The organism is Streptomyces sp. MUSC 14, from assembly GCF_001866675.1.
In the GTDB taxonomy this organism is placed as follows: domain Bacteria; phylum Actinomycetota; class Actinomycetes; order Streptomycetales; family Streptomycetaceae; genus Streptomyces.
Genome location: NZ_MLYN01000055.1, coordinates 25453 through 48420 on the forward strand (window position 1 = coordinate 25453; position 22968 = coordinate 48420).

A 22968-nucleotide genomic window follows, 5' to 3' on the forward strand; every position below is an offset into this window, starting at 1 on the left:
GGTCAGTCCACCGCCCCGGCCGGCTCGAAGCGGTAGCCGACGCCCCAGACCGTCTGGATCAGCCGGGGACGGGCCGGGTCGTCCTCCACCTTGCCGCGCAGCCGGCGCACATGGACCGTGACCGTCGACAGGTCGCCGAAGTCCCAGCCCCAGACCTCCCGCATCAGGTCCTCGCGGCTGTAGGCCCGGCCCGGGTGCCGCAGGAAGAAGACCAGCAGGTCGAACTCCCGCAGGGTCAGGGCGAGTTCGGTGCCGTTCTTGGTGGCCCGGCGGGCGTGCGGGTCGACGGTGAGTCCGGCCGCGGCGAGCCGGTGCCCCGTGGCGGCGGGGCGGCTGCGGCGCAGGACGGACTCCACGCGCAGCACCAGTTCCCGGGGGCTGAAGGGCTTGGTGACGTAGTCGTCGGCGCCGACCTCCAGGCCGAGGATGCGGTCGTCCTCGTCGCCGCGGGCGGTGAGCATGATGACCGGCACCGGGCCGTCGTGCCGCATCCGCCGGCACACCTCCAGGCCGTCCATGCCGGGCAGCATGAGGTCGAGCACCACGAGGTCGGGCCGGTGGGCGGCGGCACGGGTCAGGGCCGTGGGGCCGTCGTCGGCGCGGTCGACCACGTAGCCGGCGCGGTGCAGGTATCCGGTGACGACCTCGGCGACGGTCGGGTCGTCGTCGACGACGAGGACCCGGGCCGCCGCACCGGTGGCTTCGGCCCCGAGGGGCGGGTACGGCGAGTGCATGCCTCCAGCCTCCCACCTGCGGGTCGGCGCCGACGGGGCAGAGGTGCCGGCGTCCGCGTTTCGTAAGGTCCCGAAGTCCCAAATGCCCGATTGGCGTTCGTAGGGTGAAACCCGTGACGACCACTTCCACGGACGTCGACGTGGTGCTGCCCTGCCTGGACGAGGCCGAGGCCCTGCCCTGGGTGCTCGGCCGGATTCCGGCCGGCTGGCGCGCTCTCGTCGTCGACAACGGTTCCACCGACGGCTCCCCCGACCTCGCCCGCGCTCTCGGCGCCACGGTGGTGCACGAGCCTCGGCGCGGCTTCGGCGCCGCCTGCCACGCCGGGCTGACCGCGGCCACCGCCGACATCGTGTGCTTCTGCGACTGCGACGCCTCGCTCGATCCCGCCCTGCTCGAACCCTTCGTACGGGAGGTCCGAGACGGCGCGGCCGACCTGGTCCTCGGCCGTCGCCGGCCGCAGGGCCGGGGCGCCTGGCCCGCCCACGCCCGGGCGGGCAACCTCGCGCTGGCCCGGATGCTGCGCCGGCGCACCGGGCTGCGCCTGCACGACCTGGGCCCGCTGCGCGCCGCCCGCCGCGAAGCGCTGCTCGCGCTGGACCTCACGGACCGGCGCAGCGGCTACCCGCTCCAGATGGTCGTCCGCGCCGCCGACGCCGGCTGGCGCGTCCGCGAGCACGACGTGCCCTACCGGCCGCGCACCGGCGAGTCCAAGGTGACGGGCACCTGGCGGGGCACCTGGCAGGCGGTGCGGGACATGAGCCGCGTGCTGGCCGAGGTCCCGGCGGACCGGGGGGCCGTCCGATGACCACACTCCTCGTCATCGCCAAGGAACCGCTGCCGGGGCGGGTCAAGACCCGGCTCACCCCGCCGTTCACGCCGCAGGAGGCGGCACGGCTCGCGGAGGCGGCGCTCGCCGACACCCTGCACGCCGTGGCGGCCACCCCGGCGACCCGGCGGATCCTGGTCCTGGACGGCACGCCCGGCGACTGGCTGCCGTCCGGCTTCGAGGTGCTGCCGCAGTGCGCGGGCGGGCTGGACGAGCGGCTGGCGGACGCCTTCGCGCACTGCGCGGGCCCGGCGCTGCTCATCGGCATGGACACGCCGCAGGTCACGCCGGAGCTGCTCACCGTGGACTTCACGGGGTGCGACGCCTGGTTCGGTCCGGCGCAGGACGGCGGCTTCTGGGCCCTCGGGCTCGCGGCGCCCGATCCCGCGCTGCTGCGGGGCGTGCCGATGTCGACTCCGCAGACCGGGGCGGTCCAGCGGGAGCGGCTGCTGGCGGCCGGGCTGCGGGTGCGCGATCTGCCCCGGCTGCGGGACGTCGACACCGCCGCCGACGCCCGTGCCGTCGCCGCGCTGGCCCCGCACGGCCGGTTCGCGGCGCGGCTGGCCCGCTGCACCCGGGTCGGCTCGCCATGAGCGGCGCGTCCGGCGCCCGCGCCGCCAGGCCGGTCCGGCACACCTCGGCCGCCGCCGGCACCCCGCTCCCACCACACCCACCACACCCCGGAAGACCCCCGATGACCGGCACGCACACCGCCCCGGCCGCCCGGACAGTCCGACACGCCTCGGCCGCCGCCGGCACCCCCGCCCCCACCACGCCTACCGCACACGGCCGACTCACCCCACACCACACCCCGGAAGACCCACGATGACCGGCACGCACACCGCCCCGGCCGCCTGGGCCGTCGCCGATCCGTACGACGCCGCGCTGCGCTCCGGCCGGGGTCCGTTGTTCCTGCGCCGCAGCGACGGCTGGCTGCTGCCGCTGGAGGTGGAGCGCTGGTGTGCCCGAGCCGATCGCGTCGACCTGGCGGTGCTCGACCGCTGCGAGGGCGCCGTCCTGGACGTCGGCTGCGGGCCGGGCCGGCTGGTCGCGGAACTCGCCGCCCGGGGCCGTACCGCCCTCGGCGTCGACGTCAGCGCGGCCGCCGTCGAGCACGCGGAACGGCTCGGCGGCCCCGTGCTGCGCCGCTCGGTCTTCGAGCCGCTGCCCGGTGCGGGCCGCTGGGGCACCGTCCTGCTCATGGACGGCAACCTCGGCATCGGCGGCGACCCGGCCGCCCTGCTGGCGCGGGTGGCCGAACTGCTGCGCCCGGGCGGTCTGCTGATCGCCGAGACCGTGCCGGCCGACGTCGACGAGCGCGCCCAGGTCGAGGTCGTCGGTACGACCACCTCGACTCCGGGCGACACCGACGCCTTTCCCTGGGCGCGCCTCGGCACCCCCGCCCTGCTGCGGCACGCGCGCCGCAGCAGCTGGCGGCCGGTGGCTCAGTGGGAGGCGGGCGGGCGCTGCTTCGCGGCCCTGCGCACGCGGAACGCCAGGAGCAGCGCCGAGCCGCCGAACAGGACGGCCGTGATCAGCAGCCAGCGGGTGAGGAAGCCGTCCGGACAGAGCCCGGTGGCCAGCTGGTAGCGCTGGGCGGTCATCCCGCTGATCAGCGGGAACCAGACGAGCAGAAGCAGCAGGGACAGCGCGGCCGGTACCCGTACGTACGGGGTCCGGCCGCCCCGAGCCCGCGCACGACCATGCGGTCCGCGAGCCCGTAGAGCGGCACCGGGACGAGGTCGTGCAGCAGGGCCGCGCCGACGATCCACAGCGCCACCCCGAACCAGTCGTCGGCGAACAGCCGGATACCGGCGCAGGCGGCCAGCGCGAACGAGCAGGCGAGCAGCAGGAGTTGGAAGGGGCTGCCGAGCGGAAGGCGGCGCGGCAGCACGGTGCGCGGCAGCGTCAGGCGGGGCATCACAGGTCTCCGAAGGCCAGCCGGGCCACCCACTTGGTGTTGAGCACACCGGGGGCCGCGGGCACGATGATCCGCGCGGGGTGGCCGTGGTCGGGGGACAGTTCCTCGCCGTTGACGTAGAGGGCGAGCAGGGAGCGGCCGTCGGTCACCTGATTGGCGCGCAGGGCCGCGCGGCGGAAGGCGCCGTGGCTCTGCAGGGACTCCACGAGCACGTCCGGCGGGTCGCCGTCGTACCCGACGAGCGCCGCGAGGTCGCGCAGCCGTACCCCGCGCCACCACTGGTCTGCGGTGGACCATCCCTCGACGCAGGCAATGGGCAACGTCGCGCTGTGCAAGGGCAGTTGGAGAGGCCTGGGCGCGGCTGAGGCAGACGGTTGCGGTGCGGCCGGTGACGACGCGGCGCCAGTTGTCCTCGTGGGTGTCGGCCGCGGTGACACCGGCGTAGGCGGCGGTCTTGTTGATCTGGAAGCCGTTCGGGCCGCCGCCGGGGTCGGCCGTGCCGTGCGGCGCGAGCAGCGCCGTACGCCGGAAGGGGCCGCCGAGGCTCTGCCCGACCGTGGTCAGGAACAGCAGCAGGGAGCCGCCGCCGACCAGCCCCAGCGCGCCGCGCCGGGACACGGTGGGCGCGTCCGGACGCGGGGCGGCCAGCTCGCTCTCGTCGCGCACCCGGTGCCGTACGGCGCGCAGCGCGGCCGGGTCTTCAGCGCGGTGTGCGCCAGGAAGGCGGCGAAGAAGACCCAGGCGCCGTAGAAGTGCAGCGGGTAGAAGGAGCCGGGGAACACGTAGTCCAGCTGGGCGTTGAGCACGCCGGTCGTGAACTCGAACAGCCCGCCGCCGACCAGCAACAGCAGCGAGATCCGCTCCAGCGCGTGGGCGACGGAGCGGGCCGGGGGCAGGGTGAACAGCTTGGGCACCACCGACCAGAGCTTGGCCAGCAGCACCGGGATCAGGGTGACGCCCAGGGTGACGTGCAGGCCCTGGGTGAAGCGGTACAGCCGCACCGGGCCGGAGGGCCAGTCGAAGAGGTAGAAGCCCAGGACGCCCTTGTCCGGTGTCATGTCGTTCACCCGGGACAGGTCCGGGTTGTAGGCGGCGTACGACACCAGGCCGGTCACGAACAGCACGGTGACGCCGACGAGCAGGACGAGGCCGAGCACGGAGGTGAACCAGGTACCGCGCAGCGGGCTGCGCCAGAAACCTGGGGAGGTGGGAAGCCGGGATCGGTCGCGCATGTCCCGACCGCAGGCCGGAGAGCACCCGGAAAAGGGGACACGGCCCATGACAAAACGCTGCCGTCCGGCCTGGCAGGCGGCCACGTGCGGCTCCCCCGGCCTAGCGTTCCGGTGTGATCCGCGAACTCCTCCCCGCCGAGCCCCGCCCCGTCCACCACGATGTGTCCCGGTCCGCACGCCGCGATCTGTACGCCGTGCTCGCCGCCGTGCTCCTGGTCACGGTGGCCGTCCTGGTCGGGCGGCACATCCAGGACACCCGCCACACCCTGTTCGTGCACTGGCCGCCCGTCTTCGCGGACTGGGACCCGCACGTCGGCCCCGGCACCCCGGCGGCCCTCGCGGCGGCGGTGGCCACGGTGGCGTACGGCCCCGCGCTCGCCGCCCGGCTGCCCTGGCGCGGACTGCTCGCGGCGGCCTGGGCGACCGCGCTGGCCTGGATCTTCTCCCTCGCGTGGATCGACGGCTGGCAGCGGGGCATCGCCGGCCGGCTGACCACGACCAACGAGTATCTGCGGGTCATCGACCGCTTCCAGGACATCCCGGCGACGCTCCGCGACTTCACCCACCACATCGTCGACGGCACCCCCCACCCCTGGCCCGCGCACATCGCCGGTCATCCGCCGGCCGCGACGCTGACCTTCGTCCTGCTGGACCGGATCGGGCTGCGCGGCGGCGGCTGGGCCGGGATGTTCGTGATCGTGGTCGGGGCGACGGGGTGCGTGGCCGTGCTGGTCGCGCTCCGCGCGCTGACCGGCGAGACGCTCGCGCGGCGGGCCGCGCCGTTCCTGGTGCTGGCTCCGGCGGCGGTGTGGCAGGGTGTCTCGGCGGACGGCTACTTCGCCGCCGTCGCCGCCTGGACACTGGCCCTGTTCGCCCTGGCCCTGACCCGCCGGTCCCTGTGGTGCGCGGCGGCCGCCGGTCTGTTGTCCGGGCTGACCTGCTATCTCTCCTACGGTCTCACGCTGTTCGCCCTGATCGGCGCGGCGGTGCTCGTGCTCGGCCGGGCCGGACTGCGTGAGCGTCCCGCCCTGCTGCTGTGTCTGCTCGCCGGACTGGCCGTGTTCCCGGCGGTGTTCGCGCTCGCCGGGTTCGACTGGTGGGAGGGCTACCACCTGCTCGTCACGCGCTACTACCAGGGCGTGGGTGGCACCCGTCCCTATGGGTACTGGGTGTGGGCCAACCTGGCCTGCACCGCGATCATCACCGGCCCGGCCACGGCGGCGGGCCTGCGCCGCACGAGCGCCGTACTGCTCCGCGGCCGCGGCTCCCGCACCACGCGGCCCGACCCCGGACACCTCCGCCTCGCGTTCCTCGTGTCGGCGGCCCTGCTCGCCCTGCTGATCGCCGACCTGTCCGGCATGAGCAAGGCGGAGACGGAACGGATCTGGCTGCCCTTCGCCCTGTGGCTGCTCCCGGCCTGCGCCCTGCTCTCCCGGCCCCGCGCCTGGCTCGCCGCCCAAGCGGGACTCGCCCTGCTGATCAACCACCTTCTGTTCACTGGGTGGTGACGTCACGTCAGGTCCGTCACCGGGGTGACTGCGCGTGACCGTCGGACGCGAGCGGACGTTGCGCTGGGCGTGGGACGGGGCCGCAGTGGCTGAAATGGCCCACTGGTGCGAGAGGCACCGGTGCGACTTCGCTGGGCGATGACCGAGATCGGCAGGAAGGACAGGGGATGGACGTCGGCAGGTTCAATCGGCGCGGGTTCCTCGGGACGGCGGCGGCCGGGCTGGTCACCGCCACGTCCGCGCGCACGGCGACGGCGGCCGAACCGCCGGCCGCGGCCGCCGCGCCGACGGGCCCGGCGGGGCGGCACGTCACCTTCACGGAGCTGACCGGGGGTTCGGTCACCGGCGCCGGGGCGGACGGTGAGCTGATCGCCGAGGTGCAGGGCGTCCTGTGGCGGATCCCGCGCGCCGGTGGCGTGGCGGAGCAGGTGACGGACTGGACGCTGGAGGCGACGCGCCCCGCGCTGTCCCCGGACGGCAGGACGCTGGCCGTGTGCGGCTACCGCGGTGGCGGCTTCCACCTGTGGACGCTGCGGCCGGACGGCGGCGGACTGCGGCAGCTGACCGACGGGCCGTGGGACGACCGGGGGGCGGCCTGGTCGCCCGACGGGACCCGGCTGGCCTTCTCCTCCGAGCGCGGCGGCGACGCGACCGCGGGCGGCTCCTACGGCCTGTGGGTGGTGGACGCGGCCGGCGGACAGCCCCGGCGGCTCAGCGGCGGGGACTTCGAGGACTACGATCCGGCCTGGTCGCCGGACGGGCACTCGCTCGTGTGCGTGCGCGCCGCACACGTCGCCGGCGGCGGCAACGACGGCGGTCTGTCGCTGGTCCGCGTCCCCGCCGCCGGAGGCGAGGCGCAGGTGGTGCGCACGGTGACCGGCGGCCGGCTGCTGTGTCCGTCCGTCTCACCGGCCGGCCGGATCGCCTATGTGCACCTCAACGGGCCGTCCACCGCCGGGGATTCGGCCGACACGGCGGCCCTGATGGCGGACGGCGAGGTCGTCACGACCGGTGAGGACCTGGCCGCCGCACCGCTGTGCTGGCTGAGCGAGGACGAGCTGCTGTACGTCGGTGACGGCCGCATCCGTATCCGCTCCCTGGCCGACTCCTCCGTGCGGGAGGTTGCGTTCACCGCACGGATGCCGGTGCCGGACCCGTCCCGGCGCGCGCGCCGGCGCCCGCTCGCCCCGGACGAGCCGGACCGGGCGCTGGGCCTGCACCGGCCGGTCCTGTCCCCCGACGGCCGCAGCGTGGCGTTCGCCGCACTGGGCGCCCTGTGGCTGATGCCGGTGGACGGCACGCCCCGCGAACTCGTACGGGAGGCCGACGTCCACTGGGTGCAGATGCCCGCGTGGGCGCCGGACGGGCGCAGCCTGCTGTACTGCACCGACCGGGACGGGCTGACGGCCGTACACCGGTACCACCTGCACGACGGCACCGACGAGGCCGTGACCGGCGGCGGACGGCTGTACCCCGCGCTGTCGCCGGACGGCACCCGGCTGGCCTGCCAGGACGTGACCGGGAACCTGCTGCTGCGCACCCTGGCCACGGCCGAGGAGCAGACGCTGGCCAAGCCGCTGGCGGTCGACGGTCCGCCCGGTGCACCCACCTGGTCGCCCGACGGGCGGTACGTCGCGTTCTGCGACCGCAACCGGCTCAACCAGCGTTTCCGTGAGGGCTACAACCTCATCCGGGTGATCGACACCCGCACCGGCCGGGAGCGCCGCCATCTGCCCGCGGAGCACCAGTCCTTGTCCGACCGCGTCGCCTCCGGACCGGTGTGGTCACCCGACGGCCGCAGGATGGCGCTGGTCGCCGAGTCGGCACTGTGGCTGCTGCCGGTGACGGCCGACGGCACCCCGTCCGGACCCGCCCGGCGGCTCACCGACGAACCGGCCGACCACCCCAGCTGGTCGGCGGACTCCGGCACGATCCTGTACCTCTCCGAGGGCCGGCTGCGCAGCCTCGCCGTCGGCACCGCCCGGACCCGCACCCTCCCGCTCCGGCTGACCACGGGCGGCGGAGCGCGGCCGGAGCCGCTGCGCATCCACGCCGGGCAGCTGTGGGACGCCACCGGAGCGCCGCCGCGCCACGACGTCGACATCCTGGTCGACGGCAAGCGGATCACCACGATCGAGCCCCATCGCTCCCGCCGCCCGCGGCACCGCACCCTCGACGCGTCCGAACGGACCGTCGTCCCCGGGCTGTTCGACAGCCACACCCATCCCTATTCGGCCACATACGGCGCCCGCCAGAGCCTGACCACGCTCGCCTACGGCATCACGACCACGTTCTGTCTCGGCAGTCCGCTGTACGACGCGGTCCGGCTGCGCGAGGCGGCCGGGTCCGGCGCCCTGCTCGGGCCGCGCCAACTCGCCTGCGCCGAACTGCTCGACGGTGCGCGCACCGCGTACGCCATGGGCCGCGCCCACCGCACCCGGGACGGCGTGCGGCGCTCGCTGCGGCGGGCCGCCGCCCTGGAGGTCGACTTCGTCAAGACGTATGTGCGTGCGCCGGGCGAGACGATGGCCATGGCGGCCGAGACGGCACATGCGCTGGGTGTGCCGAGCGGCAGCCATCTGTGCTCGCCCGGCCGTTCGGCGGGACAGGACCTGACCACCCACCTCCAGGCCACCCAGCGCCTGGACTACGGACATGCCACGACACCGCTCGGCCGGGTGAACAAGGACCTGGCGCAGCTGTACGCGGACGGCTCCTTCGCGATGATCATCACGCCGTTCCATGCCCAGATCCTGCTCGCGGACGACCCCGGTCTGGCGGACGACCCGCGCGTGACCGCGCTCATGCCGCCGTGGGACGTCGCTGCCGTGCGCAAGGAGGCGGGCGCCGCACCGACGGATCACGATCGGCGGGCCCTGGAGCGGGAGATGGCCGACTACCGCAGGCTCGTGTCGCACGGCACCCGTATCTCCCTGGGTACCGACGCGCCCCTGGTCCCGGTCGGGCTGTCGCTGCACCTCGGCCTGCGCGCCCTGCGCGCGCACGGGTTCTCGGCGGCCGAGGCCCTGCACACCGCGACCGCCGAACCGGCCCGTCTCTTCGGCCTCGACGCCGACCTCGGGACGGTGGAGGAGGGCAAGATCGCCGACCTGACGATCGTCGACGGCGATCCGTTCGCCGACTTCGCCACGCTCGTCGACATCCCGGTCGTGGTGCGCGAGGGAGTCCCGTATGCCCAGGGTGAGTTGACGTCGGCCCACCGTGCCGCGTCGGTGCCCGAGCCGCCGCGGGGCAGGTCCTGGCTGGAGGTGGCGCACCGGCTTCGCGAGGGGTCGTGCTGTCACCCCGGCGCGAACGGATAGGACGCGGGCGGCGAGGGCGGCACGCGGCGGGGTACGGCGGTCAGGCGTCTGCGTCGTCGGTGGCGGTGCGGCTGGCCAGCCGTTCGTAGCGCTGCCGGGCGGCCTGCGGGGTGCCGAGGCCGAGTCCGAAGGCGATCTCGGGCCAGGTCAGACCCCGGCCGCGGGCCATCTCCAGGAGCCCGGCCTCCAGTTCGTCCAGCTCCGCCCGCACCGTGGGTACGAGGCTCAGCGCGGCCGTGATGTCGGCGTGGTCCACCTCCGGCTCCCCGTCCTCCAGCAGCGCGGCCCCGCTGAGCAGGAACGCCACGAGCCGCATGGCCTCGTGCGGTGCGAGGACCAACGGGTGTGTCTGGCGCCGTCGTTGCTCGTCCGTCGCCGCGTGCCGCTCGGCGATACGGAAGAGGGAGGCGGGGACCCGTCGGGCGCGTGCCTGCTCCGGGTGCGGGGGGAGGAAGGGGTCGACGGGATCAGTGGTCGATGCCATGGAGCAAGCATCAACTTCCGCACGACAATGCGTCAACTGATTATTGTGAACACATTGTTCATCCGCCTGCCGGCTCCCCCCGGCACGTGAGTCACGACGCCGGAGCGACGATCTCGCGCTTGAGTATCTTGCCGCTCGGGCCCATCGGCAGGGCGTCCGCCAGCCACACCCGGCGCGGGTACTTGTAGGCGGCGACGCGGTCGCGAACGAACTGCTGCAACTCCTCGGCGCCCGCCTGGAAGCCCGGGCGCAGCACCACCGCGGCCGCCACCTCCTCGCCGAGCCGCTCATCGGGCACGCCGAGCACCGCGGCGAGAGCGACGGCGGGGTGCTCGTGCAGGACCTCCTCGATCTCGCGCGGGTAGACGTTGTAGCCACCGCGGATGATCAGGTCCTTCTTCCGGTCCACGATGAAGAGGTAGCCGTCCTCGTCCTGCCGGGCCAGGTCGCCGGTGCGCAGCCAGCCGTCGGGCACGGTGGCCGCCGTGTCCTCGGGGCGGTTCCAGTACTCCTTCATCACGTTCGGTCCGCGCACGGCCAGTTCACCGACCTCGCCCGGTGCGACGTCCGCTCCGCTCGCGTCGAGCAGCCGGACCTCGACGTCGCGGATCGGGGTGCCGACGGAGCCGGGCTTGCGCGGCCGGTCGGGGTGGTTGAACGAGACGACCGGGCTGGTCTCGGACATGCCGAAGCCCTCCAGCACCATGCAGCCGAAGCGCCGCTCGAAGCCGTGCAGCACCTCCACCGGCAGGGAGGCGCCGCCCGAGACGCACATGCGCAGGCTGGACACGTCGGCGTCCGCGGGGTGCTGGAGCAGCGCGGCGTACATGGTGGGCACGCCCTCGAAGACGGTGGCCCGGTCGCGGGCGATGGCGTCGAGGACCGCTCCCGGCTCGAAACGGGGCACGAGGGTGAGCGAGGCACCGCTGCGGACGGCGACGTTCATCGTGCAGGTCTGCCCGAAGATGTGGAACAGCGGCAGACAGCCGACGATCACGTCCTCGGAGGTCAGCCGCTGGACCTCGGTGACATTGACCTCGGTGTTGTGACGCAGTCCGGCGTGGGTGAGCGCGGCGCCCTTCGGGCGTCCGGTGGTGCCGGAGGTGTAGAGCAGGACGGCGATGTCGTCACCGGCGGCGGGTGTGACGTCGAACTGCGGCTCCAGGCACGCCAGTTCGGCGGCGAACGCGGCGGGCTCGACCGCCAGGTGCCGTACTCCGGCGGCGGCCGCGCCCGCGCCGCCCTCGCCCGGCGCCGCATGCCACTCGAAGAGCAGCACGGCGCCGGAGTCCCGCAGGTGGTAGGCGGTCTCGCGCTCCTTGAGCAGTGGATTCATCGGTACGACGATGCCGCCGGCGCGCAGGACGGCGTAGTAGAGGATCACGAACTCGGGCACGTTGGGGAGCATCAGCGCGACCCGGTCGCCGGTGCGCAGGCCCTCGGTGCGCAGCAGGGCCGCGGCCCGGGCGCTCAGCCGGTCCAGCTCGGCGTAGGTGGTGGTGGTCGTTCCCAGACGCAGCGCCGGTCGGTCGGGCAGGCGCCGTGCCGTGTCCACCAGAAAGTCCGCCAGATTGGCCATGATGCCTCCTCGCACCCCTGCTTCCGGCGCCCACGGGTCCCGCCGCCGACGCTCACGGCATGATCACCCGGGGGGTGGCGGCCGTCCATGGCCGCACCCACAGTCCACGCCTGCCGCAGTTGTTCGCAGAACCAAAGAGACCGCCGTACGCTGCGGGTATGGGGCTGGAGAATGTGGGCGCGGCGTTGCGCGGGCGGCTTCCGGAGCTGGGCGTGCGGATGACGGAGCGGATCCGGGCGGACGTCGAGTCGTACGCGGACGACGCGCTCATCCCGTTCGAGTCGCTGCGCGTGTCCTGCGCGGACAACGCCGATCTGCTGCTCGGCCGGTTCGCCTTCGGCGCCGAGCCGGACGTGGCGGCCGCGCGGCAGACCGGGCGGCTGCGCGCGGAGCAGGGGGTGCCCCTCGCGGACACGCTGCACGCCTACCGGGTCGGGTTCGAGCTGCTCTGGTCGGAGATGGTGGACGAGGCACGTCGGCATCCAGAGGTCACGGACGCCGAGCTGGTCGCCGGTTCGTCGGAGATCTGGGCCTTGTTCGGCCGGTACGCGGAGGCGGTCGCGGCCGCCTACCGGGAGGCCAGCGCGGAGCTGGCGCTGCAACGCGAGGCGCGGCGCTCGGCGCTGGCGGAGGCCCTGTTCACGGGCGCGCTCACGGACCGTACGACGCCGTGGGAGGCGGCCCGGCAGCTCGGCCTGCCGGAGCGGGGCCCGTACGCGGTCGTGGCCGCCGCCGTGCCGGATCCCGGCCAGGAGCCGCTGCCCGGCATCGAGGCGGCGCTGCGCCGGTCCGGGGTGTCGTCGGTCTGGCGGCTGCTGCCGGACCAGCAGATCGGGCTGGTCTCGCTCGCGCACCGGGACACGGAGACGGTGAGTCTGCGTGCACTGCGCCGACGGCGCGCCCGGGTCGGGGTCAGCCCTAGCTTCGACTCGCTGCGCGAGACCCCGCAGGCGCTGCGGTTCGCCCGGCTGGCCCTGGCCGGACTGCCCGGGGACGGGCCGGGGGTCACGCGCTTCGACGACAGCCCGCTGGCCATGCTGGTCGCCGCGGCCCCGGCGGAGGCGAGCCGGCTGGTCGAGGTCGCCCTCGGACCGGTACTGCGACTCCCCGAGGTGGAGCGGGCCCGGCTCCTGCGCACCCTGGGCCACTGGTTCACCGCGGGCGGCGCGGCGGCGGAAGCCGCGGACCTCCTCTTCGTCCACCCCAACACGGTGCGCTACCGGCTGCGCCGCATCGAGGAGTTGACGGGCCGCTCCCTCTCGGATCCGGCCGCACTGGCCGACCTGGGCGCCGCACTGTACGCCCTGCGCCTGCTGCCGGCCTGAGCGCCGCGGGCCTCGGCCGGGAGCCGTCGGACCGGCTGCCCGTACGCCGCGCGAGCCCGGGGACGCGCCGCCCGGTCAGCGCTCCGCCGGGATCCGGTACACCGACACATGCGAGCGGGACTCGGCCGTGAACGGCGTCCCCGTCCAGTCCGCATGCCGGAACTCCCGCTCGAATCCGGCCAGTCGGGCCATGAGGTCGAGTTCGGCGGGCCAGATGTAGCGGTGCGGGCTGCGGTACAGCTCCGCGTGTTCGGTGTCGTCGAAGTGGAAGTGGTGGGACACGACACGCTGGTCGAGCACGTCGTAGGTGTCCAGGCCGAGGTATCCGGGCTCGGAGTGCCAGACGGTGGCAGCGGTGCCCGGCGGCAGCGTGCGCAGCTCGGGCACCCACAGCTCGATCACGAACCGGCCGCCGGGGCCGAGATGGCGGGCGGCGTTGTGGAAGCACCGGACCTGCTCGGCCTGGGTGAGCAGGTTGGAGATCGTGTTGTAGACGAGGTAGACGAGACGGTACGCCCCCGGGGCGACCGTCGTCGCCATGTCGCCCATGACCACGGGGATCGTCGCTTCGTCGGCCTTGGTGCGCAGCTGCTCCACCATCGGCTCGGACAGTTCGATGCCGGTGACGGGCACGCCGCGCCGGGCGAGCGGGACGGCGACCCGACCGGTCCCGATCGCGAACTCCAGTGCCGCACCGCCGTCCGCCAGCTCGGCGAGGCGCGCCACCGTGGGCTCCAGGACCTCCGGCGCGAACATGCCGGTACCGGGGGTGTCGTAGCGTCGTGCGGCGGCTGCGCCCCAGAGGTCGCACTGTTCCATGCCACCCAATTCTGGCCGCCCGCCTATGAGTTGTCGAGTCGACATCGGCCCCGGCGCACGTACCTCTCGCACGCCATTGACACCGGGAGCCAGTCCTCTACGGTAGATCCCCGCACAGCATGTCGCACAGCTTTCGACATTTCGAACGCATCACTCATGCCATCGACATGCGGAGGACTTCGTGACCCCACCCCTCGGCAGACGGTCCTTCCTCACGGCGGCCGGCGCGACCGCGGCGGCCCGGACGGTGACCGACGCCGGTGCCGTCCAGGCAGCGCCGCACCGGACCGAAGCCCGGCGCCGACAGGCCACCCGCGTCCAGCCGTTCCCGCTGACCGCGGTGACCCTGCAGGCCGGACCGTTCCAGGACAACCAGCACCGCAACACCGCCTATCTGCGCTTCGTCGACATCGACCGACTGCTGCACACCTTCCGGCTGAACGTCGGCCTGCCCAGCACCGCCCAGCCCTGCGGCGGCTGGGAGGCACCGGGCGTGGAGCTGCGCGGGCACTCCACCGGGCATCTGCTCTCCGGTCTCGCGCTCACCTACGCCAACACCGGCGACACCGCGCTGCGCGACAAGGGCCGCAGCCTCGTCGCCGCCCTGGCCGCCTGCCAGGCCACGTCACCGTCGGCCGGTTACGGCAAGGGATACCTGTCGGCGTTCCCGGAGAGCTTCTTCGACCGGCTGGAGGCCGGGACCGGCGTCTGGGCGCCGTACTACACGATCCACAAGATCATGGCGGGGCTGGTCGACCAGTACCGACTGGCCGCCAACACCCAGGCCCGCGATGTCGTGCTCCAACTTGGCGAGTGGGTCGACACCCGTACGGGGAAGCTGAGTTACGCCCAGATGCAACAGGTACTGGAGACCGAGTTCGGCGGGATGAACGACGTCCTCGCCGATCTGCACGCGATCACCGGGGACGCGGCCTGGCTGGACGTCGCCCAGCGTTTCACCCACGCCCGGGTCTTCGACCCGCTGGCCGCCGGGGAGGACCGGCTGGCCGGGCTGCACGCCAACACCCAGATCCCGAAGATGGTCGGCGCGATGCGACTGTGGCAGGAGGGTCTCACCGACCGCTACCGCACCGTCGCGCGGAACTTCTGGCAGATCGTCACCGCCCACCACTCGTACGTCATCGGCGGCAACAGCAACGGCGAAGCCTTCCACGAACCCGACGCCGTCGCCGCCCAGTTGTCCAACGGCACCTGCGAGAACTGCAACAGCTACAACATGCTCAAACTGACCCGGCTGCTGCACTTCGAGGCCCCGGACCGCATCGACCTGCTCGACCACTACGAGCGCACCCTGTTCAACCAGATGCTCGGCGAGCAGGATCCGGACTCGGCACACGGCTTCAACATCTACTACACGGGCCTCGGCCCCGGCTCCTTCAAGCAGCAGCCGTCCTTCATGGGCACCGACCCGAACGCGTACTCCACCGACTACGACAACTTCTCCTGCGACCACGGCACCGGCATGGAGACGCAGGCGAAGTTCGCGGACACGATCTACACGCACGACGAACAGCGCCTGCTGGTCAACCTGTTCATCCCGTCCGAGGTGCACTGGCAGGAGCAGGGGATCACCTGGCGGCAGACCACCCGACTGCCCGACACCGGCTCCACCGTCCTCACGGTCACCGCCGGGAGCGCACAGCACGAGCTGCTGGTGCGCATCCCGTCCTGGGTCTCCGGCGCGAGCGTCAAGCTGAACGGCCGTTCGCTCAAAGGCCGTTTGAACACGGGCAGTTGGCTGAGCCTCGACCGCGCGTGGAAGACCGGCGACCAGGTCGAGGTCGCCCTGCCGATGCGCACGACCCTCGAAGCCACCCCAGACGACCCGGACGTCCAGGCCGTGCTGCACGGTCCGGTGGTGCTCGCCGGGGCCTACGGCACCACCCAGAGCCACTCGATGCCCCGGCTGGACACGGGCACGATCCGGCAGACATCGGCCGACCCGCTGCGGTTCACCGCGACGGCCGACCAGGAGACCGTGACCCTGCTGCCCATCGCCCGCGTCCACCACCAGTACTACAACGTCTACTGGCTCGCCGGCCGACCCCCCTCCCCGCCCCCGGAGTTCGCCGCCTGGTACCGCTTCGACGAGACCTCCGGCACGAGGGCCGCGGACGCCACGGGCAACGGGAGGGCGGCGACCCTGACCGGCGGCGCCGCCTGGACCCAGGGGCATCTCGCGGGCGCCGTCGCGCTCGACGGCACGGACGGCCATGTCGCCGTCGCCGACGACCTGCTGGCGGGCGCCTCCGCCTACTCGGTGGCCACCTGGGTGAACCTCGCCGGGCAGCCCGCCACATGGAGCCGCGTCTTCGACTTCGGCACCGGGGTCGGCGCCAACATGTTCCTCACCCCGCTGAGCGACGCGGGCACCCTGCGCTACGCGATCACCACGAGCGGCGGCGGCGCCGAGCAGCGCATCGACGCAGGCCCACTGCCGACGGACCGCTGGGTGCATGTGGCCGTCACCTACGGATCCGGCACGGCCGTGCTCTACGCCGACGGCCGCGAGGTGGGCCGGAACACGGCGGTCGCCGTCGAGCCCCGCGACTTCGGCAACCACATCCGGGCCGCGTACATCGGCAGGTCGCAGTACCCGGACCCGTACCTGAAGGCGGCGGTCGACGACTTCCGGGTCTACGGACGGACGCTGACCGCGGCGGAGGTCGCGGCCCTCGCCGCCGCGCGGACCTGAGCCAGAGCACCGTAGTTGTCACCAGTGGAGAGGGATGAGCTGGCGATCCGGACCGGTCGAAGCATTCTGGTTGTCGCCAACAAGGCATTCGACTTGTCACACGTGCTCATGTGAACGGAGTGCGCAAGGACGGATCCAGGACGGACCTAGGACAGCAGCTCTTAGCCTCGATCTTGCACTGCTCGCATGGGAGACAACTCACCAAGCACGCATCCTCAGGGGAAACTACATGAATCTCACCCGAAAGCTGGCAGCCGGAGCCATCGCGGCCGGCCTCACCACCGTCGGCGTCCTCGCTGCGACCCCGGCCAGCGCCACGGTCGTGAACTCCACGTGCAACCTGTCGTCCGTCGTCACGGTCCATTACGGCAGCCCCACTGACCATACCTACTGCTATGTCTGGGACGGCGGGCCCGCCAACGAAGGCTGGATGAACATCCAGGGCTCCACCAGGGTGTGCTCGAACAGTTACACGGGCTGGGTGCGGGGCACTTCGGGAACCACGTACCCCTTCAGCCGAAACTGGTGCACAGCCACTCAGGGGGAGACGCTGAATTTGATTCATTTCACCGGCAACTGAGTTGAACGTTCTCAGCACCCGCGGCCACCCTGCTGAGAAGCCGATACCGAATTGACAGGGCGTCACATAGGCGCGTATTTGACGGATCAGGGCCCGCCGGGTGCGCGCCTTTCGCTTGTACTCCGGGTTTGCATGCGAGGCGAGCCTGCCGCCGCCGGAACAAAACCCGGTGACAACACGCCCGCCTCGGTGACAGCTGTCGCGCTTCGGCTCAGGGCCCTCACCGACGCGCGGCCGAGCGCACCCTGGTTCACAGGGAGATGTCGATGCCCTCGACGTCGGTGAACTCCACCAGCAGGCCCTGGGCGCGGCGTCCGGCGTCGCGGAACTACATCTCGCCCAGACCCTGGGCCGCGATGACCTGCAACTGGGCCTCGGTGGCGCCCCGGTCGCGGGCGGCGAACAGGCGCTCGGCCCAACGGGGCGGCAGGGCCTGGGTGATGTGGCGGAGCCGGGCGTCGTCCGTGGTGCCCGGCGCCGCGGTGAACCCGAACCGGGCGCGCGCCGAGACGACGACGCCCTCCGCCGTGGCGGCCCGGTCCCTGGCCCGCGCCCGCACCTGCGGCTGCCAGCGCTGCCTGACCTCGCGCTCCAGTCGCGCGGCGAGCTCCTTGCGGGGATGCCGGAGCGTGCCGACGACGTACCGCTCGACGGTGCGCTGCGAGACGCCCAGCAGCTCGGCCGCCGGCCGTGTGCCCTTGAGCTGTTTGACCAGGTGCTTCATCTGAGCCTGCGCGGACTTGGGGACGGGGCGGGTGAACGCCCCTTCCAGCGCCCGGTCCAGGCTCTCCCCGACCGTGTCCACGGGCTTCTCCTCTCCACCTCGAAGCGACCTGGCGTCGGTCGTCTCGCAGGTCAGCCTATGCGACGGCGCGGACACTGCGGGGCATGCGCGTCCACCCCTGTTTTGAACGCGTTCAATTAGACGGTTACGCTGTGCCCCACACGAGCGGAGGGGGCGCGATGAAGGTGGTTCTGCCCGGGGGTACCGGACAGGTGGGCACGATTCTCGACCGTGCGCTGACGGCGGCCGGCCATGAGGTCACCGTACTGACGAGACGTCCGCGGCGGGCGCGCCAGATCGGCTGGGACGGGGTCACGCTCGGCCCGTGGGCCGAGGCGATCGACGGCTGCGACGTCGTCGTCAACCTGGCCGGGCGCAGCGTCTCGTGCCGCTACACCCCCGCGAACCTGCGGGCCATGATGGACTCCCGGGTGGACTCCGCGCGGGTGGTGGGCGAGGCGATCGCGGCAGCCGCGCGACCACCGCGGGTGTGGTTGCAGATGAGCACGGCGACGATCTACGCCCACCGGTTCGAGGCGGCGCACGACGAGGCGACCGGGGTGACCGGCGGCTCCGAACCGGGCGTGCCGGAGTACTGGGCCTACAGCGTGCGGATCGCCGAGAACTGGGAGCGGGCACAGCGCGAGGCACCGACACCGGCGACCCGGAAGGTGGCGCTGCGTGCGGCGATGGTGATGAGCCCGGACCACGGCGGGGTCTTCGACGTCCTGCTGGGCCTGGCCCGGCTGGGGCTGGGCGGACCGGTCGCGGGCGGTGCGCAGTACGTCTCGTGGATCCACGACGAGGACTTCGTCCGCGCGGTGGAGTTCCTGGTCGACCGGGAGGACATCGACGGCCCGGTGAACCTCGCCTCCCCCGGACCGCTCCCCCACCGGGAGTTCATGCGCACCCTGCGCGCCGCCTGGGGCGTCCCCTTCGGGCTGCCCGCGACGCGCTGGATGGCGGAGCTGGGCGCGTTCGCGTTCCGCTCGGACACCGAGCTGCTCCTCAAGAGCCGCCGCGTGACTCCGGGGCGGCTGTGCGAGGCCGGTTTCACCTTCACGCATCCCACCTGGGACTCGGCCGCCATGGACCTCGTCCAGCGGGTGCCGGGACGACCCAGGTGAGCCCGCGCGCCACAGCCGTCTTTACTTGAACTTACAAGCACCCCGTGTATCGTCCCCCATGATTCAAATTTGAATCACGCGAACCACCCACGCCTGCTCGGGAGGACGCCATGCGCGTCGCGATCACCGGGTCCACCGGACTCATCGGCTCCGCTCTCACCCGCTCACTGCTCGCGGACGGCCACCAGGTCGTCCGTCTCGTCCGCGACCGGTCCGCCTCCACCCCCCGGGACGGCAGCGAGTCCGCCCACTGGGACCCGGTCGCGGAACACGTCCAGCCCGGCGCCCTGGACGGAGCCGACGCCGTCGTGCACCTGGCCGGCGCGGGCGTCGGCGACAGGCGCTGGACCCCGGGCTACAAGCGGGAGATCCTCGACAGCCGGGTCCGGGGCACCGCGGCCCTCGCGCGCGCCGTGGCCGCGGCGGCCGCCCCGCCGCGCGTCCTGGTGTCCGCGTCCGCGACCGGCTACTACGGCGACACCGGCGAGCGTGTCACCGACGAGAGCGGACCGGCCGGGAACGGCTTCCTGGCCGCCGTCTGCGTCGAGTGGGAGACGGCCGCCGACCTCGCGCGGCAGGCCGGTGTCCGCGTGGTGCACCCGCGCACCGGGCTGGTGGTCGCCGCCGAGGGCGGCGCGTTCGGCCGGCTCCTCCCGCTCTTCCGGCTCGGCCTCGGCGGCCGGCTCGGCTCCGGCGACCAGTACTGGCCGGTCATCTCGCTGACCGACCACATCGCGGCGCTCCGCTTCGCCCTCGACACCGAAGAGCTGTCCGGCCCCGTCAACCTCACGGCCCCCGAGCCGCCCACGAACCGGGAGGTGACCCGGGCCCTGAGCCGCGCCCTGCGCCGCCCGGCGTTCGCGCCGGTCCCCGCCGTCGCCCTGCGCGCGACGCTGGGCGAGTTCGCCGGCAGCATCACCTGCAGCGCCCGCGTCGTCCCCGGCGCCCTGGAGAAGGCGGGCTTCTCCTTCACCCACCCGACGGTCGGCGAGGCGCTCGACTCGGTGCTGCGCACGGCCGGTTGAGGCCCGGGATCGGCCGAACCCCGACGCTGGTCACCGTCCGCGGCCGGGTATGTCCTCACCGGTGCCGCGTGCGGGAACGCCCGGCGCGCGGGACCATGGTCGTCCCGCCGTACGGCGCCGGGTCCCGGCGGAGGACCGGTGGCAAGGGCGACAAGGAGGACGTCGTGTGCCGACTGTTCGGACTGATCAGCTCCCCCCACCGCACACATGCCACGTTCTGGCTGCTGGACGCCCCCGACAGCCTCAGCGCGCAGAGCCACCGCGAGCCCGACGGCACCGGACTGGGCTACTTCGAAGCCGACGGGACGCCGGAGGTGCACAAGGCCCCGATCGCCGCCTATGAGGACCGCGCCTTCGCCCGGGAGGCCCGGGAGATCGAGTCGGCCACCTTCCTCGCGCACATCCGCTACGCCTCCACCGGCGGCCTGGACCTGCACAACACCCACCCCTTCGAGCAGGACGGGCGGCTGTTCGCGCACAACGGGGTGATCGAGGGACTCGACGAACTCGACCGCCACCTGGGCGAGGACCGGTCCCTGGTGCGCGGCGACACCGACTCCGAGCGCTTCTTCGCCCTGGTCACCCGGGAGACCGCGGCGCATGGCGGCGATGTGTCCGCGGGCCTCGCCGCCGCGGCGCGCTGGGTCGCCGAGCACCTTCCCCTGTTCGCCCTCAACGTCGTCCTCACCACCGCCGACGAGTTGTGGGCCCTGCGCTATCCCGCCACGCACGAGCTGTACGTGCTGCGCCGCCCGGCCGGCGGTCACCATGGCGCGCGACACCTGGACCACGCGGGCCGGAACGGCCACCTGCGGGTGCGCTCGGCCCGGCTGGCCGCGCTCCCCTCCGTCGTCGCGGCCAGCGAGCCGATGGACGAGAGCCCGCTGTGGCGCCTGATGGATCCCGGTGAACTGCTGCACGTCGGCCCCGACCTGCACACCACGAGCCGGATCGCGCTGCCCGACGCACCGGCCCACCCCCTCGCCCTGGCCGACCTGCGGCCCACCGCGGCCGCCTCACAGCGTCCCGCGTAGCACAGGCACACACCGGCGTCGCACGCTCTCCCGTACGGTCGGGCCATGCATACGACTGGAGACGGCACGACGGTTCCCGGTACGGCCGGAACCGTCGCCTACCGGCCGGCCCGGCCCGGGGACCGCGATGCCCTGACGGGCTTCGACAGCTCCTTCACCACGGACTGGGTGTACGAAGTCACCGTCAGGGAAGCCGGGTTCGGGCTCCGGCGGATCCCCGTGGCCCCTCCCCTGCACAAGACCTTCCCGGACGACGACACCGACGAGCCCGCCGCCGAGGACGGCCACACGGGTTCGACCCGCACGACGGTCGCCGTCGCCGGTGCCGAGGTGTGCGGCTTCGTCACGGCCTCGTTCGCACCCTGGAACGCGCGTCTGACCATCCGTGACATCGAGGTGGCACCGGCCTGGCGGGGCAAGGGGATCGGACGCGACCTGATGCGGCTCGCCCTCGGCTTCGCCCGGGAGTGCGGGGCGGCACACATGTGGCTGGAGGTCAGCAACGTCAACGCGCCGGCCATCGGCGCCTACCTGCGCATGGGCTTCACCTTCTGCGGGCTCGACACCTCGCTCTACGACGGCACGGAGTCGGCCGGCGAGGTGGCCCTCTTCATGTCCCGCCGGGTGGACCGACCGGCACCGGGGCTCTGACCCGGCCCACCCCCGGGGACATACCCTCAGGCCCGGTCCGTCAGGTCCTCGGCATACACCTGGGACAGAGGTTGCGGGCCGACGTACTGCTGGCAGTTGCACACGCCGGCCTCGAAGCGCAACGGCTTCTTGTTCTCGTCCCACGCGGTCGGAACCTCGACGCGCTCATGGCAACGGCCCTGCTTGTCGTGCTTGGCCAGGTGATGGGTGCACCCGCAGACGGGCTCCGGCGCCTTGTGCGCCGCCTCGACGGCGAGCCGCTCCTGCTTGGCCGCGTCCAACAGCTCCAGTTTCCGTTCGTGCCGGTTGCGCAGCGCGGTGCGCGCCGTGTCGGCGAGCCACGCGAAGCCGCCCGTCCAGAAGAGGATCAGTACCCACCAGACCCAGCCCATCGGTCACCCTTTCCCCCGGTGCGCTCTGACGTGCGTCAGAGCGCGTGCCGCCCCCGGCTCCCGGCATCCGGGCGCCGGGGCATCGCGCCAAGAATAGACGCGTTCGCCCAGGTCACACCATGCGGCTCGGGGGCGGGCGGGCGGCGGGGTTGCCGGATGATCACCAGCACGCGATACTTCTACAGACCTGTAGATCGAACGTAAAGGCAGTCCTGATGTTCGGCTTGAGCGAGCTGACCGTGATCCTGGTGGTCGTGGCCGTGATCGTCGGGATACGCAAGCTGCCGGAGCTGACCCGGTCGGCGGGCAAGGCGACGCGGATCTTCAAGAGCGAGGCCAGGGCGCTGAGGGACGACGCAGCGGAGCCCCGCACCCCTCGGTGACCTGACCGGAGTGACCCGACTCACCAGATCAAGACTTGCGCAACCTCTAAACTGTGCGCCGTGGACACTACCGAAGTGACGTGTTGGGAGACCGCCGTGCTCGAAGGCGGGCCGGCGGACGGGCTGCGGATGAAGGTCTCCGACCGGCCGCGCGTGATCCAGGTGACGCTCCCCTGCAAGCTGGAGGCCGCGTCCCCCGACGGCGTACGGGCGGAAGCCGTGTACCTGTACCGCCGCGACTACGGCGTGGCCGACGAGCCCCTGCGGTACGGCTTCGACATCGCCAGCCCCTGACCGGCGAGGCGGGCGCGGCTCAGTCGACCGGTCGGGTCTCGGAGACGGGGGTCGACTGAGTCGCGCCGTCGTCCTTCATGGCCTTGGCCTCGCTCTTGAGGATGCGCATGGACTTGCCCAGCCCACGCGCGGCCTCCGGCAGCTTCTTCGAGCCGAACAGCAGGATGATGATGATCGCAACGATCAGCAGGTGCCAGGGTTCCAGTCCGTTGCGCAGCATGACGCCCGCC

21 protein-coding genes and 2 pseudogenes are annotated in these 22968 nt (G+C 73.0%); 14 read left to right on the forward strand and 9 right to left on the reverse strand.

The genetic code is table 11. The annotated features are described in order from the left end of the window. Nucleotides 1-2: 2 nt before the first annotated feature. Nucleotides 3-734, reverse strand: a complete 732-nt coding sequence (locus tag BIV25_RS32395; protein ID WP_071376053.1) for a response regulator transcription factor — start codon at nucleotides 732-734, stop codon at nucleotides 3-5. Nucleotides 735-838: 104 nt separating this feature from the next. Here BIV25_RS32395 and BIV25_RS32400 point away from each other — a divergent pair, with 104 nt between their 5' ends. From BIV25_RS32400 to BIV25_RS32410, 3 genes are all read left to right on the forward strand, one after another. Continuing rightward, entirely contained in the window at nucleotides 839-1540 is a 702-nt protein-coding gene (locus BIV25_RS32400; protein WP_071376054.1) for a glycosyltransferase family 2 protein, read from the forward strand. Continuing rightward, a complete protein-coding gene (locus BIV25_RS32405) occupies nucleotides 1537-2154 on the forward strand; it encodes a DUF2064 domain-containing protein (protein WP_071376055.1) in 618 nt (205 codons plus the stop codon). The genes BIV25_RS32400 and BIV25_RS32405 overlap by 4 nt, the downstream gene beginning before the upstream one ends. A 232-nt stretch (nucleotides 2155-2386) precedes the next feature. After that, nucleotides 2387-3151 (forward strand): bifunctional 2-polyprenyl-6-hydroxyphenol methylase/3-demethylubiquinol 3-O-methyltransferase UbiG, encoded by a 765-nt coding sequence (locus BIV25_RS32410; protein ID WP_071376056.1) that lies wholly within the window; start codon nucleotides 2387-2389, stop codon nucleotides 3149-3151. A gap of 22 nt (nucleotides 3152-3173) precedes the next feature. On the opposite strand, the gene BIV25_RS32415 is transcribed toward BIV25_RS32410, so the two are convergent. After that, nucleotides 3174-3482, reverse strand: coding sequence for a hypothetical protein (locus BIV25_RS32415; RefSeq protein ID WP_071376057.1), 309 nt, complete (start codon nucleotides 3480-3482; stop codon nucleotides 3174-3176). Then, nucleotides 3482-4714 (reverse strand): annotated as a pseudogene (locus tag BIV25_RS32420) (molybdopterin-dependent oxidoreductase). Before BIV25_RS32420 ends, BIV25_RS32415 begins: the two are co-directional and overlap by 1 nt. A gap of 116 nt (nucleotides 4715-4830) precedes the next feature. Between BIV25_RS32420 and BIV25_RS32425 the strand changes: the two are divergent. Together BIV25_RS32425 and BIV25_RS32430 are read left to right on the forward strand one after the other, a co-directional pair. After that, on the forward strand, nucleotides 4831-6222 hold the full coding sequence (locus BIV25_RS32425) for a hypothetical protein (RefSeq protein ID WP_371273091.1): 1392 nt from the start codon (nucleotides 4831-4833) through the stop codon (nucleotides 6220-6222). A gap of 167 nt (nucleotides 6223-6389) precedes the next feature. Next, nucleotides 6390-9545 (forward strand): amidohydrolase family protein, encoded by a 3156-nt coding sequence (locus BIV25_RS32430; protein ID WP_071376058.1) that lies wholly within the window; start codon nucleotides 6390-6392, stop codon nucleotides 9543-9545. Nucleotides 9546-9585: 40 nt separating this feature from the next. Here the strand turns inward: BIV25_RS32430 and BIV25_RS32435 are convergent, their stop codons facing one another. Next, a complete protein-coding gene (locus BIV25_RS32435) occupies nucleotides 9586-10029 on the reverse strand; it encodes a DNA-binding protein (RefSeq protein ID WP_071376059.1) in 444 nt (147 codons plus the stop codon). A 91-nt stretch (nucleotides 10030-10120) separates the two neighbouring features. Then, nucleotides 10121-11608 (reverse strand): long-chain fatty acid--CoA ligase, encoded by a 1488-nt coding sequence (locus BIV25_RS32440; protein WP_071376060.1) that lies wholly within the window; start codon nucleotides 11606-11608, stop codon nucleotides 10121-10123. A 158-nt stretch (nucleotides 11609-11766) separates the two neighbouring features. Between BIV25_RS32440 and BIV25_RS32445 the strand changes: the two genes are divergently transcribed. Next, complete coding sequence (locus tag BIV25_RS32445; RefSeq protein ID WP_256256406.1) at nucleotides 11767-12933, forward strand: CdaR family transcriptional regulator; 1167 nt, start codon at nucleotides 11767-11769, stop codon at nucleotides 12931-12933. Nucleotides 12934-13008: 75 nt separating this feature from the next. Here the strand turns inward: BIV25_RS32445 and BIV25_RS32450 are convergent, their stop codons facing one another. After that, nucleotides 13009-13752 (reverse strand): bifunctional 2-polyprenyl-6-hydroxyphenol methylase/3-demethylubiquinol 3-O-methyltransferase UbiG, encoded by a 744-nt coding sequence (locus BIV25_RS32450; protein ID WP_071376062.1) that lies wholly within the window; start codon nucleotides 13750-13752, stop codon nucleotides 13009-13011. 181 nt (nucleotides 13753-13933) lie between these two features. On the opposite strand from BIV25_RS32450, the gene BIV25_RS32455 reads away from it, so the two are divergent. Both BIV25_RS32455 and BIV25_RS32460 read left to right on the forward strand, forming a co-directional pair. After that, nucleotides 13934-16468, forward strand: coding sequence for a beta-L-arabinofuranosidase domain-containing protein (locus BIV25_RS32455; protein ID WP_071376063.1), 2535 nt, complete (start codon nucleotides 13934-13936; stop codon nucleotides 16466-16468). 229 nt (nucleotides 16469-16697) lie between these two features. Continuing rightward, nucleotides 16698-17048, forward strand: coding sequence for a hypothetical protein (locus BIV25_RS32460; RefSeq protein ID WP_071376064.1), 351 nt, complete (start codon nucleotides 16698-16700; stop codon nucleotides 17046-17048). A gap of 250 nt (nucleotides 17049-17298) precedes the next feature. Here the strand turns inward: BIV25_RS32460 and BIV25_RS32465 are convergent. Further along, nucleotides 17299-17853: pseudogene (locus BIV25_RS32465) on the reverse strand (XRE family transcriptional regulator). Nucleotides 17854-18011: 158 nt separating this feature from the next. Here BIV25_RS32465 and BIV25_RS32470 point away from each other — a divergent pair. The 4 genes from BIV25_RS32470 to BIV25_RS32485 all read left to right on the forward strand — a co-directional run bounded on the left by BIV25_RS32470 (nucleotide 18012) and on the right by BIV25_RS32485 (nucleotide 21669). After that, nucleotides 18012-18959 (forward strand): TIGR01777 family oxidoreductase, encoded by a 948-nt coding sequence (locus BIV25_RS32470; RefSeq protein WP_071376065.1) that lies wholly within the window; start codon nucleotides 18012-18014, stop codon nucleotides 18957-18959. Nucleotides 18960-19069: 110 nt separating this feature from the next. Continuing rightward, complete coding sequence (locus tag BIV25_RS32475; RefSeq protein ID WP_071376066.1) at nucleotides 19070-19984, forward strand: TIGR01777 family oxidoreductase; 915 nt, start codon at nucleotides 19070-19072, stop codon at nucleotides 19982-19984. Between the two features lie 164 nt (nucleotides 19985-20148). Then, a complete protein-coding gene (locus tag BIV25_RS32480) occupies nucleotides 20149-21018 on the forward strand; it encodes a class II glutamine amidotransferase (protein ID WP_071376166.1) in 870 nt (289 codons plus the stop codon). Between the two features lie 45 nt (nucleotides 21019-21063). Further along, nucleotides 21064-21669: a GNAT family N-acetyltransferase gene (locus BIV25_RS32485; RefSeq protein WP_071376067.1), complete on the forward strand. Its 606-nt coding sequence runs from the start codon at nucleotides 21064-21066 to the stop codon at nucleotides 21667-21669. A gap of 26 nt (nucleotides 21670-21695) precedes the next feature. Here the strand turns inward: BIV25_RS32485 and BIV25_RS32490 are convergent, their stop codons facing one another. Then, on the reverse strand, nucleotides 21696-22061 hold the full coding sequence (locus BIV25_RS32490) for a hypothetical protein (protein ID WP_071376068.1): 366 nt from the start codon (nucleotides 22059-22061) through the stop codon (nucleotides 21696-21698). A gap of 215 nt (nucleotides 22062-22276) precedes the next feature. Here BIV25_RS32490 and BIV25_RS32495 point away from each other — a divergent pair, with 215 nt between their 5' ends. Beyond that, nucleotides 22277-22444, forward strand: coding sequence for a twin-arginine translocase TatA/TatE family subunit (locus tag BIV25_RS32495; RefSeq protein WP_071376069.1), 168 nt, complete (start codon nucleotides 22277-22279; stop codon nucleotides 22442-22444). Between the two features lie 60 nt (nucleotides 22445-22504). Next, nucleotides 22505-22738: a hypothetical protein gene (locus BIV25_RS32500; protein ID WP_256256408.1), complete on the forward strand. Its 234-nt coding sequence runs from the start codon at nucleotides 22505-22507 to the stop codon at nucleotides 22736-22738. Nucleotides 22739-22757: 19 nt separating this feature from the next. Here BIV25_RS32500 and tatA read toward each other — a convergent pair whose 3' ends face one another. Further along, nucleotides 22758-22958, reverse strand: a complete 201-nt coding sequence (tatA, locus tag BIV25_RS32505; RefSeq protein WP_071376071.1) for a Sec-independent protein translocase subunit TatA — start codon at nucleotides 22956-22958, stop codon at nucleotides 22758-22760. Between the last annotated feature and the right edge of the window lie 10 nt (nucleotides 22959-22968).